This window comes from Planococcus sp. TJ-301, assembly GCF_058268475.1.
On record NZ_JBZDOH010000001.1, the window covers coordinates 392,961 to 408,603 of the forward strand.

The 15,643-nt window shown below is 37.5% G+C and carries 12 protein-coding genes, 1 pseudogene and 1 riboswitch; of the genes and pseudogenes, 9 read left to right on the forward strand and 4 right to left on the reverse strand.

All coding sequences use genetic code 11. From position 1 onward, the window contains the following. The first annotated feature begins 98 nt into the window (after positions 1–98). The 6 genes from AC4EHJ_RS01985 to AC4EHJ_RS02010 all read left to right on the forward strand — a co-directional run bounded on the left by AC4EHJ_RS01985 (position 99) and on the right by AC4EHJ_RS02010 (position 7,025). Positions 99–287, forward strand: coding sequence for a DinB/UmuC family translesion DNA polymerase (locus AC4EHJ_RS01985; protein WP_490975600.1), 189 nt, complete (start codon positions 99–101; stop codon positions 285–287). 468 nt (positions 288–755) lie between these two features. Beyond that, positions 756–1,796: a hypothetical protein gene (locus AC4EHJ_RS01990; RefSeq protein WP_490973918.1), complete on the forward strand. Its 1,041-nt coding sequence runs from the start codon at positions 756–758 to the stop codon at positions 1,794–1,796. Between the two features lie 897 nt (positions 1,797–2,693). Then, the gene (locus AC4EHJ_RS01995) at positions 2,694–2,942 is read left to right on the forward strand and encodes an acyl carrier protein (RefSeq protein WP_490973919.1); all 249 of its coding nucleotides are present in this window, start codon (positions 2,694–2,696) and stop codon (positions 2,940–2,942) included. Further along, complete coding sequence (locus tag AC4EHJ_RS02000; protein ID WP_490973920.1) at positions 2,935–4,329, forward strand: AMP-binding protein; 1,395 nt, start codon at positions 2,935–2,937, stop codon at positions 4,327–4,329. The genes AC4EHJ_RS01995 and AC4EHJ_RS02000 overlap by 8 nt, the downstream gene beginning before the upstream one ends. Before the next feature lie 254 nt (positions 4,330–4,583). Continuing rightward, positions 4,584–6,035 carry an MBOAT family O-acyltransferase gene (locus tag AC4EHJ_RS02005; RefSeq protein WP_490973921.1) on the forward strand — a complete coding sequence of 484 codons (1,452 nt, stop codon included), beginning with the start codon at positions 4,584–4,586 and terminating at the stop codon, positions 6,033–6,035. An 84-nt stretch (positions 6,036–6,119) separates the two neighbouring features. Next, the gene (locus tag AC4EHJ_RS02010; RefSeq protein WP_490973922.1) at positions 6,120–7,025 is read left to right on the forward strand and encodes a hypothetical protein; all 906 of its coding nucleotides are present in this window, start codon (positions 6,120–6,122) and stop codon (positions 7,023–7,025) included. 202 nt (positions 7,026–7,227) lie between these two features. Here the strand turns inward: AC4EHJ_RS02010 and AC4EHJ_RS02015 are convergent. The 4 genes and pseudogenes from AC4EHJ_RS02015 to AC4EHJ_RS02030 all read right to left on the reverse strand — a co-directional run. Then, positions 7,228–7,517 (reverse strand): annotated as a pseudogene (locus tag AC4EHJ_RS02015) (recombinase family protein); the annotation flags it as partial. Between the two features lie 368 nt (positions 7,518–7,885). Beyond that, the gene (locus AC4EHJ_RS02020) at positions 7,886–8,482 is read right to left on the reverse strand and encodes a hypothetical protein (RefSeq protein WP_490973923.1); all 597 of its coding nucleotides are present in this window, start codon (positions 8,480–8,482) and stop codon (positions 7,886–7,888) included. 862 nt (positions 8,483–9,344) lie between these two features. Continuing rightward, positions 9,345–10,295: a hypothetical protein gene (locus AC4EHJ_RS02025; RefSeq protein ID WP_490973924.1), complete on the reverse strand. Its 951-nt coding sequence runs from the start codon at positions 10,293–10,295 to the stop codon at positions 9,345–9,347. Then, complete coding sequence (locus tag AC4EHJ_RS02030; RefSeq protein ID WP_490973925.1) at positions 10,288–10,812, reverse strand: RNA polymerase sigma factor; 525 nt, start codon at positions 10,810–10,812, stop codon at positions 10,288–10,290. Before AC4EHJ_RS02030 ends, AC4EHJ_RS02025 begins: the two co-directional genes overlap by 8 nt. A 661-nt stretch (positions 10,813–11,473) precedes the next feature. Here AC4EHJ_RS02030 and AC4EHJ_RS02035 point away from each other — a divergent pair. From AC4EHJ_RS02035 to AC4EHJ_RS02045, 3 genes are all read left to right on the forward strand, one after another. Beyond that, complete coding sequence (locus tag AC4EHJ_RS02035; RefSeq protein ID WP_490973926.1) at positions 11,474–11,899, forward strand: cytidine deaminase; 426 nt, start codon at positions 11,474–11,476, stop codon at positions 11,897–11,899. Positions 11,900–12,000: 101 nt separating this feature from the next. Continuing rightward, positions 12,001–12,519 (forward strand): cysteine hydrolase family protein, encoded by a 519-nt coding sequence (locus AC4EHJ_RS02040; RefSeq protein WP_490973927.1) that lies wholly within the window; start codon positions 12,001–12,003, stop codon positions 12,517–12,519. A 678-nt stretch (positions 12,520–13,197) separates the two neighbouring features. Beyond that, positions 13,198–14,535 (forward strand): PQQ-dependent sugar dehydrogenase, encoded by a 1,338-nt coding sequence (locus AC4EHJ_RS02045; RefSeq protein ID WP_490973928.1) that lies wholly within the window; start codon positions 13,198–13,200, stop codon positions 14,533–14,535. Positions 14,536–15,511: 976 nt separating this feature from the next. Further along, positions 15,512–15,614: riboswitch (TPP riboswitch) on the forward strand. Positions 15,615–15,643 lie beyond the last annotated feature (29 nt).

Sequence of the window (15,643 nt, forward strand, 5' to 3'; positions counted from 1 at the left end):
GCTTATACATCTAAACAGTTCAGTTGAGGCGTATATTACGGATGGATGCAGGCTAAAGCAAGACCGCGTTAGGTAGCGCCTTTTTCTGCTCACGTACGATTGACGAGGCGACAAATGGGACAATGCAAATCTACCGGGTATTCCTGGCATTGGTCCATGCCTTTTACATCCGCAAGCCGGTCCGACAGATTTCCTTATCCATCGGCAATCTCGAAGAGGCATTCTCAATGCAGCTGTTCTGTTTTGAGACCTCAAGCGGGAGAACCGAAAGCTTGCGACAGCCATAGACAACATTCGGAATCACGATAACGAGAACGAAATTGTTTGAGGGGCTAAAGAATTGAACAAAAAAAACCAAGAAAAGTTGGCTTGGCTTTAGAACTTTAATGGAGTGAATACAGATAATTGAGGATTATCCAGAGAAAAAACATTTAAATAAATCATCAAAAGTATCGATTTTAATGCGAAACATTACGTTTAACTGATTAAACGTAATGTTTGCCACACTAAAACATCTAATGATACAAAAACAGTTAAGTAAAGATGAATCCTTGGTGAATATGTAACAATTTACTAATAAGTGATAATATAAAAAAAAGCCTCTTAGCTGGCTCGTATTAAAATGCGTAGTATTCTTAATTTTTCTAATGATAGATGAATTATTATTTATAATGTAATTTTTAAACTGGTGCTTTACTTGAACAAGGAGTAGTGCTTTTTCCTTTTTCGACTAACGCAACGATTGGAGTTGTTCGATGGACTGTATCATTTGTGGGAAACAAGTAGTAAATGAAAACAATCGATTGCAAAAGAAAGTGAAAGATTATTTGAGAATAACCACCGAACTAGATGTAAAGCATCTTTGGATTAAACAATGGAAAATCTGTTTTGACTGTAGTGAATCGTATACAAATGACAATCTTGTAAATAATTCTGAAGTTCTACAAAAAATAGAGAACCAGAAAAAGCGTAAGAAACAACTAGGAAAAGCTAAAAGAAAACAGGAGCCTTTGGGAGAAACACGAGCTTATTACATTGAGAGATATATTTATTATGCTACGTGTAAAGCAGAGCAAAAAGGTCAACATATAGTTAAACCACTACCCTTGATAAATAGCCGACAATACGATGCCGCCTATATTGAATATGTGAAAAGCAGTGAATCTACCGCTGTGTTGATTGTGCGGGATATGGTAAAGGATATAGACACAAAGGGAAAGTGGATTGATGTAAGGCATATGGAGACGCGATTTTTGTCTCATTCTGAGGGGGATTTTTCTTTTATCATTGTTGAATTATTTTCGAGAAAACAAAAACCAACTTATCCGAAGAAAATGGCAGGAGAGACGAATTCGGATTACAAAAATCGTATAGCGTATATCACGTGGCAAACCGCAACGGCTGACATACATGATCAGCGAACTCAAGGAATAAAGGGAGACGTATATATCGTGTTGCCTTGTCTAAAGAACGAACATGAGGGCACGTATGATAAGCATTATATCGTATGGGATAATTCGCACCGTCACTTCAAGCGCGTTAGAGAAAGCAATCAATATGTAAATATTTTAAAGCCGCCTATATGGGGATACGATATCGTTGCTACAAAAAAAATAAATCATCAACAGCTGCGTTATATTGAAAAAAACTTGTATCAAATCATTGGCAAAACCCATAAAAAAAGTGCCGTTACTCTTTCCATATTCAGCCCGCAAAAGAAAAAAGGGACTGCATCAAAATTGAAAAGGGAGATAAAAGGAGAAAGGGATAGAAAAACTGATCCGCGTCCCGTTTAATGAACAGTTTATAAAAAGGTACCCCGCAGCTAGGCTGCGACTAGATGACTTCGGTATTCTGCCGGAGTCATTTTTTTAGTTTCCCTAAATAATTTAAACATGGACAATAGAGGATTATCTAACGCTATTTATAGGAGTGAAAAAGCCGGCTTAAGTGCACAGTCTTCTAAATAATTTGGTTTTAATATTGCTGACTTGGTAAGTTCATGAACAAATCGACTAACTGGTCATGGTTGCTTTTAGTTCAATACGGCAAAAAAAGCGAGCATGCGCATCAAACGAAAACTAGCTGAAACCCTTGAAGTAGATTGAGCAGACTATACATGTGCGTCAGAGATCAAGCAAGTGGTGAGGTTCACGAGGTGTTTCTCTTTGCGGCTACTTTGTCCTGTAGTGGCTTTTGTATGTAGCAGGGTTTTATTTCATGAAAACGCTCTCCGACGCCATTTTTAAATGGGTGATCCATAGTTCGTGTTCCATGTTTATGACGGCAAGAATTCGATGAGTGAAGGCTCAGAATTCAGTTATAAGTATAAAAATCGCATTTAATTACTATATTGACTTTTCTTTTCATGGACTTATAATTGAATATGATAATCATTTTCAATTAAGCTATTTAAAGATAGCTTTCAGGAAGCGTAAAAGATGTTGACGTATAAACAAGCTACCATTACGATGTCAATGATGCATTATATAAAGCATTCAAAAAAGAAGCTGGTATTAAAGTATAGATCGTTAAAAGTGAGCCAAATGAGATATTAGCATGCATGAAGCGAGAGCATCATCTGCAAGTTGTAGTAGTTGAATCCTAAAAAATTGTCAGATACAGAAACTGTTTAAGCAAACAAGGCCTTCACACAGATGCAAGTGAAAGTAATTATTGAAAGGGCGTTAATGATGAAAAATATCGAAAAATATAGAAGTGTATTTATAGATGCGTTGGAATTGGAAGAAGACGAGGTAAGTGAAGATTTAGCACTAGGAGAAACAAGAGAATGGGATTCACTTGGACATATGATTCTCATTTCTACGATTGAAGATGTTTTTGATGTCTCAATAGATTCTGAATGGATTACAGAGTTCAATTCTTACCAGTCAGGAATGGAGCTATTGAATCGGTTGGGAGTAGACTTTATTAATGAATAGTTTCAAAAAAATTGAGGAGTTTGGAAACCGCACCGCTGTATATGCTGAGCGCGAATATTCTTACGCTGAAATGGTAGAAATTGCTGACGCTATCTCCGGTAAAGTAGGAGAAAGAACGCTCGTTTTTTGTTTATGTTCAAATAATAAAGAGTCTATATTTGGCTACGTGGGCTTTATTAGAGGTCGGGTTGTACCTGTTCTTTTGGATGCTTCCATCCAGATGGATCGGTTGCATAGACTGATTAACCTTTATAAGCCTGCATACATTTGGGCGAGTAGTGAAAATCAAGACCTATTAAAAACAATGGATTGTTCATATGTGTTTGGAGAATACACACTATATAGATGTCCGACATTTTTACAACATGATCTTGATGAACATCTTGCGCTCCTTTTATCAACCTCCGGAAGTACGGGCAGCCCCAAATTTGTCCGCTTAAGTTATGAAAATATTTTCGAAAATGCGGAATCCATTGTGAAGTACCTTGACATCCATGCAGATGATAAACCGATAACAACGCTTCCAATGAATTACTCCTATGGTCTTTCCATCATCAATAGTCATTTCATTCGCGGGGCGACGATCATTGTAACGGATGCATCTATCATACAAAAAGAGTTTTGGGACTTATGCAGAGAGCAGCGAGCAACGACTTTTGGTGGAGTTCCTTTCGTGTATGAGATGCTTAATAGACTGAAGTTTGAAGAGTTTAATCTTCCAAGTTTAAAAAAACTAACGCAAGCAGGTGGAAAATTAAGCGCGAATCTATCGTCTAAATTTGCTGAAGTATGCAATCAGAAAGGGATTCAATTTTTCACCATGTACGGTCAAACTGAAGCAACGGCGCGGATGAGCTATTTACCCCATGAAAAAAACTTTGATAAAGTCGGCAGTATTGGGATTGCCATCCCAGGTGGAGAACTGATGCTGCAAGATGACAATGGCAGCAAAATTACAGCGCCTAATGTTATCGGCGAATTGATCTACAAAGGAGCAAATGTTTCTTTGGGGTATGCTGAGTCGTTAGTCGATCTTTCGAAAAAAGACGAGAACAACGGTATGTTGTACACAGGTGATCTCGCTCACTTTGATCAGGATGGTTATTTTTTTATAACTGGACGAATCAAAAGAATCATTAAAGTCGCTGGAAACCGTATCAGCTTAGATGAAGTTGAAGGACTTTTAAATGAGCATGGTCATGATTGCGTCTGCGCTGGGACGGATGACCAAATGTATATTTACACATTAAAAGAAGATCGTGTTCAAATAAAAAAAATAATTAAGGAAAAATTAAACTTAAAGGGCTTTGAGATTATGAGAATTGAGGAAATCCCACGTAACCATTTTGGGAAAATACTCTATTCTGAGTTGCCTAAAAATGGATAATTCATTAACGCTTGAACCCGTAATAGGAAATGTAATGCATGTGACAAAACCTTAAATACTGAAAGCTGAAACTAAGTGAGCCACCTTTTACGAGAAAGTTGAGAGAATGTGGAACCAATATTAGTACAGGATTTATTCGTTCTTAAGCGTTTGGTCGACACATTTCAGAGGTTCACGCAATTTGGACCACTTTAGGATTATTGTTTATCTCGTTTTATGAAAAATCTTAAGTTTACTTTTTATCAGGTGATTGGATGACCTTTATATCAATTGAGTTTCTCCTGTTTTTCGCAATAACCGTTTTTACGTATTATCTATTCCCACATCGATGGAGATGGGTTCTTTTACTAGCAGCAAGTTACGGTTTTTACGCTACCTTGAGCAGCTACTTTATCCTGTTGCTACTTGCAAGCACAGCTTTTTCTTATTTTACTGGAATTATCATAGAGAAGCAGGAGACAAAGAAACAGAAGAAAAAAGTCATGCTATTTGGTATTTCCGCATTATTGTTTTTCCTCGGGTGGTTTAAATATTTTAATTTTGTAAATGACTCAGTTCGAGCAATTTCAACATACATGGATTGGAATTATGCCGTACCATACCAAGACATAGTCCTGCCCTTAGCCATTTCTTTTTATACATTTCAGGCCGTAAGTTATCTTGTGGACATCTACAATGGAAAACAAAAAGCAGAAAGACATTACGGCTATTTCTCAATCTATTTTGCTTTTTTCCCACAATTAGTTGCGGGACCGATTGAACGTGCGAAGAAATTGCTTCCGCAATTTAAAGTGGAACAAACGTTAAAATATGAAAATTTAAGCTATGGGATGAAGCGAATCGCATGGGGGTTTTTTAAGAAGACATTAATCGCTGATCGACTAGCTCCGATTGTAGCTAGTGTTTACGATAGTCCGGACCCGACTGGTTCACAAATCGTCTTAGCTACTATTCTATTTTCAATCCAATTGTACGCTGATTTTTCAGCACTTAGTGACATTGCTATCGGTTGTGCAAGAATGCTTGGGATAAAATTGACAGAAAACTTTAAGCAGCCGCACTTTGCCGTTTCGATAGCGGATTTCTGGAGTAGGTGGCATATTACGCTTTCTACATGGCTCAGAGACTATATCTTTGTGCCGTTATGTAAAGGGAAAAAGAAGAGAAGTGAAATTTATTTAGTCATTATCATTACTTTTTTAATAAGCGGCATTTGGCACGGAGCCGCTTGGACTTTTGTTATATGGGGGCTAATTCACGGGTTTTATCGTGTTTTTGGAGATCACACAAAACATGTTCGTGGAAAGATGGCGACATTTATACAATTGGATAGGAGTCCAACGCTGCATAAATGGATAAAAATTTCAATAACTTTCCTGCTAGTGTGTTTTTCTAGAGTTTTTTTCCGATCGGATTCCGTTACAGACGCATTTGAAAATGCACAGCTTTTCTTAACGTTCAGCTCATGGAGCCCATCAGGAATTATGAAGGCAGCTGAAATGTTTTCGCTGCTGGATCTAGTGATCTTCGGTTTTTTCTTTGTCATTGTACAACTGTTTCATTATATCGAACGAAAAAATGCTTCAACATGGACCTGGCTATCACAGCGTCCGGCATTCGCTCGATTTGCATTTTACATTTTAATCGTTGTCTCAATCCTTGTATTCGGTGTTTCGGGTGAAGGGTTTATCTATGGTGGCTTTTGATCGAAATGCAAATTACGTGGGCATTTTGTTGGCGGGCGATTCAACAATTTTGGCAAAAGAAGTACAGCATCGAAAGGATTTGCTATGAGCCGTTTATTCATTAAGTTAACAATCATCATTATGGTGGCTATACTGCTGTTTATCCCAGTAAATAAATTTGTCATGGATTCCTATGATTACAACATAAACCATGACATATTGGCGTTTAAGAAAAATCCACATCCCGTTGATATCATCAATCTAGGTGCATCTCATTCCATGTATGGGTATTATTTTAAACCTACTGGTTTATCCCATCTGGACTTAGCTCTTCCTGCGCAGACGATTCAATACGACTTTAAATTGTTGAAAGAGTATGGCGAGTATCTTAAAAGGGATGGTGTAGTCATCATTTCCATTTCTCAAATGACTTTTGCAAATTTTGAGACCCAGAATGTAGGAAATTATTATGAAGTTTTGGATCGTAACCAAATTGAACCGTTTCGGTTACTGGATTATTACAGTTACTTGTATTTACCTGGGGCAAATGGTGAGAGTTTCAATTCTGCGCTATCAGGCAAATTGAAAAGCTATAGATGGGATTCTCATCAGCCCTGGGCAAATAACGGCAAAAACTATGCGGAAAGAAAGTATGAATACGTAGAAGACCAATACAGAGAAGCGACTGAAAAAAATCACATTAAACAAAATCTGAGGCAGTTAAAGGAAATGTTGGAGTATTGTAAAGAGAAAGGCTATCAAGTCGTACTAACCATGGAGCCAGTGCATCAGGCTTATGAAGAACATTTCGATGAAGAAGTGATGAATCGACTTGTTTTTCAATACTTAAAACCGCTTGAAAAAGATGCTCCTTTTTTAAATTACATGAATGATCAACGGTTCGTTGACAACAAACACTATTTTATCGATGCCGACCATTTAAACAGTGAGGGCAGAAAGAAGTATTCTTGGATCGTTTACAAGGACCTCAAAAAATTAGGGTATTTCTGAGCGATTTGTATGACTAGCTCCTATTATTGATAATAACTTATTTAAACCTGAAAGATTTATTTTCTATTGATGTCCCTTTAAATGGAAGGTAACAAAGTTTGTGCTATCATCTCCTGGAAGACAAGAATTGAAAGACAATTCTTGTCTTCCAGGAGATTTTTTATGTCTACAATGGCAAAAGATGTGATTAAAATGAGGTGAAATCCAACACCACAATATCCGCTTCAATATTTTTCGTGAGGTCATTCCATTCCTGAAGAATCTCTTCTTTGTTCCGGCCAAACCGATTCAAGGAGTGGATCTACAAAATATCTCCTTTTCGAATAATCCGTTTTAGTAATTGGTAGTTTGCGCGTTCAAAGTTTTCCCCACTTTGCTGTCTAAATAAATGTCCCGTTCAATGATGCCCATTTTTCTTATGGCTTCCAATTGACGGCCTTCATTTTGATCTTTGGTGCTGACGCGTATGTAACCAAATTTGCGATGTTCCATAATTTACCTCGGTAAACGATTCTTTTCTCTCTTTATACACGTGAAGAGTTCGTAAAAGTGTGTGCAAAATCGCGAACGTTCGTAAAGTGATTTGACACGTTTACGAACGCTCTTTTTGGTCATTTTCAGCTCTTCTCGAAGCGTTCGTAAAAGTGTACTTTTACGAACGGTCCTATAACTCAATATAGGAAAATACCCGCATGGTATTTGGAAATCAAAAACGTTTTCTTACAAGTTCTAAAAAAATGCAGCTCCATACGTTAGATGAGTGTCTAACAGCAGAGGTGCAGATAATAAAGGGAATGTTTATATATTCTCTATTCCTTGATTTCATCTCTTTATCTAAAAAAGCGTCTTTAATATATCCCTTAAAGCAGATTACCGATATATTCTCTCTCCACGCTGAAAAGATCTAACAATGCTTCATTTTTTGCTTCATTTTTTAAAACTTTAAGAGATTGGATATATACCATATGGCGGGGATCATATTCAAAACCAGTTTCTTTTAATGTGACAATAGGGCGGTTAACATAGAAGATTTTTTTAGGTTTTGTCACAAATCCCCATTCCATCTCTGGGTATTCTTTTCGAAAAACTTCTCCGTAATAAATACCGATATCTATGATTAAACTTTGTGTTGCTAGAGTAAGTTCAGATGGATTTTTTGAATGAATTTCGTGCATCCATTCCGGGAGGTTTGCTAATTCCTCGGACAGTTGCTCAGGAGATTTTGGCTCAACATCTACCCGTGGTATAAACCACTTCCACAAAGCAACCAGAGATTCGGGTGATAAATCTAATGAAATTATATTGCTTTCGTTGCTCCACATATACAATTTTTTCAGCTGACTGAGACGGTCTGGTATCTGACTGACAAACCAATCGAAATGTTGTTGCGCTTCTTTCTTGGTCATTTCTTCAAATACCTTAAGCTCAAAGGGGGGTTCCATTGCATAGTAATCCATCCGTCTTCTCCTTTCACTTTTGTTATTTACGTTACAGACAAACTGAGTAATAATTTCCATGTTCCAATTAAACTTTCAATTTCCTGTTTATAGTAAGCTCATTTTATATTATCATTTTAAACAATTTACTAGTTTACATATCCCGAAATTATCAGAAGTAGTCGTAATTCTGCTAGCAAAATACACAGAGGAAAAGCAGCGCTTAATAGCATTGCTTTTCCTCTGTGTCTGTATAAGTGTACTTTTACGAACGGTTTTTTACAATCTCTATTGATTATGAAAAGTAGTTTAATAGTTGAAAGTAAAGCAGCCCATTTAAAAATATAATTGAAAACACTTAATCGCGCTGACTCCTATTTAAGTTTATACATTTCACAAGAAAAGAGAGTACTAAAAGAGGAACGACAACAAATGTCACTTTTACTAAAGAAATATGTTCTATATAAGAGGTATGGGTTGAACGGTCCGAAGTAAATATAGACCACCAAGTAGGTTCTGAAAAATATAATTGAGAAATTAATAACCATATTAAATAGAATAGTAAAACTGAAAACCAATATTTCTTCATCTTAAGCCTCCTTTTATTTTTAGACGGTTATGCAAATGAAAAGTCACATGAAGAAAATATATTCTTTAGATGAATTAAATGAAAATGAATAACTCATGAGCTATCAGTAGATTAAAAATAAAGTACTATTTAATTTATAGTAGATTACATATCAAGAGTTATCGGAAGCTGCACTAATAGAAAGGGAGAGAAGAGGCCGATAAGGCACATCTTCTCTCCCTTTGTTATTTTTCCCTAAAAAGTAGATTTACGAACGCTTAGTATGAAAACGTACTCGTTTATTCCTTAGTGTTGTTACTGAAGTTGGTTCCACATTGTGGAAAATGCATCTTTGTTCATTTCAAAAAACACCCCCATAAACCCGTAATAGATATACCCATCTTTGAGAAGAGTAAGGCTGACCCTAGAACCGTCATCCAAGTAAATGATCAGCTCCTTGAATTCCTCGTTGTTTCGGGAATCGCCGATTGGGTCAGAGTTTTGTTCGCGGGGACGAGGTTTTGCCTTATTCAGTTCTTCCAGGAAGACATTCACTGAGGCCGTATCTGGAATAGGTGTGAAATTATCAATCTCATTATCCCAATCACTGAATGTTCGCCACTGTGCAAAAGATACATTGCCCGCCATATTTAATTTGCCAAACACATCCTCACCGCTGCTTACCGTAATTCCATCCAGGTTTTCATAGAACTCCGCGTATTGCCCGCCATCTTGTTCCGAATAAGCCATGATCCTGAAGTCTTTATCGTAGCCTTTTACAGAATAAACATCTGTTACTCCGATTGTCGAAGCAAACTCTTCATCGTAGACTTCCTGCTGGCTCCATTCATCGATGGTTCCTTTCGTCGTTCCGAGTTTCTCGCCCAGAAGAGCTTTGGCATCTTCTGCATTGATCTCTGTTCTTGTTTGGGTGAAAGTTTTTCCGTTGTAGACAATTAAACCGATCATTTCGGCATTAGAAGTGTCTTCAGGCAATTGAAGCGCTGGGATTTCCACACTTCCGTCTTCGTTTACAATGAGTGCTTCGGAATTGCCTATTAAATTGTCTGTGGCAATACTATTAAAGAAGGCGAATGCGCCAAAGGATAAGAATAAAACTGCTGTAACCCCAAGGATTTTTCCATTAAATCTTTTTCTGCCCTTATGCATTTCTTTCTTTGCTTGCAAAACGCCTATTTTACTTCTGTTACTCAGTTCCGCAGGTATTTCGATTTTATTCACTTCTTGTTTAATATTATTACCCATATATATCGGCTCCTTTCCAATTCTTCCGCAGCTTGTCCAGTGCCCGGTATAAAATTGTTTTAGCGGTACCCAGTGGAATGTCCATTGTTTCAGCTATCTCTTTGAAAGATAAGTCTTCATAGAATCTCAAGAGAACAACACCCTTTTCGTCTTCATTCAATTGTTCGATCAAGTCACGGACCGTTATTTCTAAAGAAATATCTTCTTCGTTTACATCACCCGATATGTTTTCTTCGACTACCGGCAGCAATCGAATCACAGCTTTACGTTTTCGAAGTAAATCCAGGGAGCAATTGACCGCTATCCTAAGCAGCCAGGTCTTAAACAAACTAGGTTCTTTTAACGTTTTTATGGATTTGAATGAACGATAAGCTGTTTCTTGTACCACATCAAGTGCATCATTTTGATTTTTAACATAGACAAAAGCCATTCGGAAAATATCCTGTTCATATTGTTGAAATAAAGCGTAAAACGCTCCAGTATCACCTTTTTGCGCTTTCTTCACTAAATTCAGCAAGCAATAGCCACCTCCTTTTTCCCATTCTTTTATTAGACGTGCAAATTACTGATTTAGCCTTAACTTATTATAAAATAATCTTCCGAATAGAAAGATGATATAAAAAATCTGGCTCAGTATTTTTTTATATTGTTTCACTGACTGGTATAGGTATCTAAATATGGAATCAAATGTGGAAAATAAGATCATTCTAGGTTACGTTACGGGAAACTCAGTTTACATATGAGGGATTATGAGAAGTTACTGATATATCAAGGGAGAAAGGGGGAAATAGCATGTTTGTAGCTGATAAGATAGGTGCTCCGCCAGAATTGTTAGCTACAAGGTTTCTTATTACTACCTCTCAAAAGTATGCACCCTTTATCTTGAGATGCACCCTCGGAATTCAGAGGAAATGAAAAAATTATTGAGCATTATCCATTCCAAATTAAATCATAGTTAAGTCTAATAAATTATGAGAGCTCGAAGGACGAGGAGGAACTTGCAAAAAGTTTCTTCTTTTTTGTCCAGAAAAATGTACTTTTACGAACGGTTTTATCTTAAAGAAAAAAGATATTTTTTTCTGAATTGATGGAAATTAATGTTAATATAATTATAGTCGCTACCGAAGAGGTGGCTTAAGTTAATCAGTTAAAGTTTTGTTATTGAGGGAGGAATTCACTTGGGTATGGAACAAAAATTGTATGAAATAGTGATTGATTTAATTAAAGAAAGATATCCAGCAGGGTGGGGAGGTGCTGCAGCTGTGAGGCTAAACGATGATACTTTTCTCACTAGTGTAGCTCCTGAAATAATAAATGATTCAACCAACTTGTGTATGGAAACAGGAGCTTTATTGGAAGCACATAAGTTGAATAAAAGAGTCACACATTCGATATGCGTAGTTCGGGATGATGAAAACTCAGAATTTAAAGTTCTATCTCCCTGCGGGATATGCCAAGAAAGACTCTTTTATTGGGGTCCAGCAGTAAAAGCAGCGGTAAGTGTACCGGGGAAAGATCTAACTTTTAAAACACTATCCGAAATGCAACCGTATCACTGGACGGCAGCTTATGATCAATACCAAGAAAAATGGAAGGGAAATTAAAATTTTCTCTCATTATTCGGGTGATTTGTAAAAGAAAAAAGGTTTAAGATTTAGAAAAGTTTATATGCAAAAGCCTGGTTAAATTTTGAGGGGGAGAATTAATGAAGACAGCATTAATGATTATAGATGTTCAAAACGGAATGTTTCAAGAAGGCAATGTGGTTTTTGAAGGGGAAAAGCTGCTGAAAAATTTAAAATGTCTAATTGGACAAGCCCGTTCTACAGGGACACCAATTTTTTATATACAGCATAATGCCCCCGTTGGAAAACCATTAGAGTTTGGCGCAAAGGGATGGGAGTTACATCCTGAAATTGCTCCAGAAACTCAAGACATAATTGTTCAAAAAACTACTCCTGATTCATTTTTTAATACTTCATTAAATGAGGAATTGAAAAAACAAGGAATTGAACATCTAGTAGTTGCAGGTATCCAGACAGAAGCTTGTGTTGATACAACATGCAGAAGAGCATTTAGTATGGACTATAAAGTTACTTTAGCTTCAGATACACATAGCACATGGGATACAGACGAACTTACTGCCCAGCAAATAATAAATCATCATAATGGTGTATTGCGCTGGTTTGCAGACGTTTACTTGAGTGAAGAAATTTCATTCTAATAGCTGATAGTAATCTTACGAACTTAAATGAATAGAAGTTTTCATATCAAAATTTATCGGAAGCTACAAAAATAGAAGGGAGAGAAGAAGCCGATAAGGCACATCTTCTCTCCCTTTGTAATTGTTTCCTAAAAAGTACATTTACGACCGCTTAGTGTGGAAACGCATTCGTGTATTCCATAGTGATGTTACTGAAATAGGCTCCACATTGTGGCAAACACATCTTGATTCATTTTAAAATACACACCCATAAACCCGTAATAGATATATCCATCCTTGAGTAGAGTTAGGCGGATCCTTGGACCGTCATCCAAGTGAAGAGTCAGCTCTGTGTATTCCTCATTATTCCGGGAGTTTCCGATCGGGTCGGAGTTTTGTTCACGGGGGAGAGGTTCTGAGTTATTCAGCTCTTCTAAGAAGGTATACAATACGGCCATATCTGGACGCGGCTCATAATTCTCAATGTCGTTATCCCAATCAATAATAGTATAATTCCCATTTATCATGAAAATAGTCAAAATATTGTTTATTTTAATATAATTGTGATAGCATTATTTCAAAGGAGTTTCATATTTTTAGGTATGATATGAAATTCTTAACAATTTTCGATACTGGATTTCAGGAGACTGAAATTTAATATATATCCAGTTTAATATTTTAGAAAGGGGAGGAAAAACGATGACACAAGTTTCGTGGTCAAGATTAATGCTCTTTACAATGCTGATCTTTGTATTGGCTTTGGCAGCATGTGGCAATGATGAAACTTCAGACGAAGAATCAACTGATGACTCGGATGCTGCAACAGAAGAAAGTGCTGACGAGAGCCCTGAAACAGCAGAAGGTACTGACGAGGGCGTTGAGGAAAGTGCAGATGGAGAATCTGCAGAGACTGAACCAAAAGTTACTGAGTTTGAACCAGCATTTCCAGAACAAACAAGAGCACCTGCAGTAGTGACTGAAACAGAACTTGATGTGGAAGTTGTTGTTGAGGGTCTTGGCGTGTCTTGGGGGATGGCAGAGTTTGAACCCAACCGCTTACTAGTTACGCAAAGAGATGAAGCAGAACTTCTAATTGTAAACCTTGAAGATGGCGCTGTTTCAGATCCAATCGAAGGTACACCAGACGTAAATAACTCAGGTCAAGGTGGCTTACTTGATGTAACCATTGCACCTGATTTTGACGAATCAAGATTGGTATTTTTGACGTTTTCTCAAGATGCTGAAGGTGGTACTGTAACTGCTGTTGGTAAAGGAGTTTTATCAGAAGATGAAGCTTCATTAGAAGATTTTGAAGTAATCTTCCAAGCACTACCAGCATATGATGGTGACTTACACTATGGTGGACGTATTGTCTTTGATGAGGAGGGCAACCTGTTCTTAACAACTGGTGAGCGTTCAGATGATCCAATTCGCGAACGTGCACAAGACTTGGATGCTTACTTGGGTAAAGTCATTCACATTACACAAGATGGAGAAGCAGTAGATACGAATCCATTTGTTGAAGATGAAGACGCACTAGATGGTATTTACAGCTACGGTCACCGTAATATTCAAGGTGTGGACTTCCACCCTGAAACAGGAGACTTATGGATTGTTGAATTCGGTCCACAAGCTGGCGATGAACTGAATATTATTGAACCAGCAAATAACTATGGATGGCCAATTGTTTCTTATGGCATCGAGTATACTGGTGAATTAGTCAATGATGGTATTGCAGAACACGAAGCGCAAGGCTTTATTGAACCAAGATATTATTGGGATCCAACAAGTGCGCCAAGTGGTATGGCATTCTATGATAACAACGCAATTCCTGAATGGGAGAACAACTTGTTCATCGGTGGTCTAGTGTCGAGCTATATTGCACGTGTCGTTATTGAAGATGACATCATCGTTGGAGAAGAACGTCTATTAACTGAAGAAGGCGAACGTTTCCGTGATATTCTTGTAACTGAGGATGGTGCGCTTATTGCAATCACTGATGGCGGTGTGATTTATAAGATTTCTGCAGCAGGTTAAGGTGACTAAGTTGAAGGCGACGACGCTGAATAATTTATTATTCTTTAAAAGCACCCAACCTTATGTCAATGTCTAAACTGAACCCCAAATGGGGGACACTTTAAAAAGTGCCCCCCATTTGGGGTTCAGTTCAAGAATAAGTAACAAGAGGTTTTTTCCAAAACACGAAATGTAGTTAACATATGATTGCTTATCAGAAGTAGTAGTTATTCTCATAGCAAAATCCAAAGAGGATAAGCAGAGCTGATTAGCAATGCTTTTTTTTCTTTTTCAGTATATGTCTACTTTTACGAACAGTTTGTACAGGGCTACCATCAGGGAAATGGGCTTAGCGCTATAAATCTGCATTTTCCTGATGCTACCCCGTATATACCTTGAAAAGGATAAGGGGTTTTTAAGGAAAACTGAAATAATAGGGCATGCTTCAAAAAACGTAAAAAAAAAATTTTTATAGACACCTGGTTGAAAATTAATAGACACCTGAGTGCATACGGAAAAGGGCATACCATTGGCCTTTTTAAAAGAAGGAAGAGGTGTGGGGGAGTTTATTTCCCCCCTATATTCGGGCTATCCTTTTTGTTTGCAATTCCTCTTCTGTTTTACGTGATGATTGCTTATAATTAGAAAAGCTTTTAGCCCACGGGATGGCCATGTCGCCAATTTCTCTCTATTTCTTATCGGGGGAACCGGCTATCCAATATGCCAAATTATTTTCGTTGATTTGCTAAAAAGTGGAGATTAAGTTGCGCCTGCGCCGCGAAATTCCGCGACTGAGAAAGCAGAGATATTCTCAGCCGACAGCCGTTTTGCAACCATCATATCAGTCATCTGTTCGTAGATTTCTGCTCTTTCTTTGTTGAAGAGCTTGTATTGTTTTTAAGTAAGCATGACACCGGCAATTTCCCCTTCACCATTCCAAATCTATATTTGTGATTTTTCAGACATTGTGATAGTCTTTAGGGGAACAACTGAATCAATGCACCACTGGGGGAGCCGGTTACCGGCTGAGACGAGCAAAGCTCGGACCCTTTGAACCTGATCTGGATCATACCAGCGGAGGGAAGTGGGCGAGAGTATGCTGGATTTCTCTATTCCTTTGCGTATTATT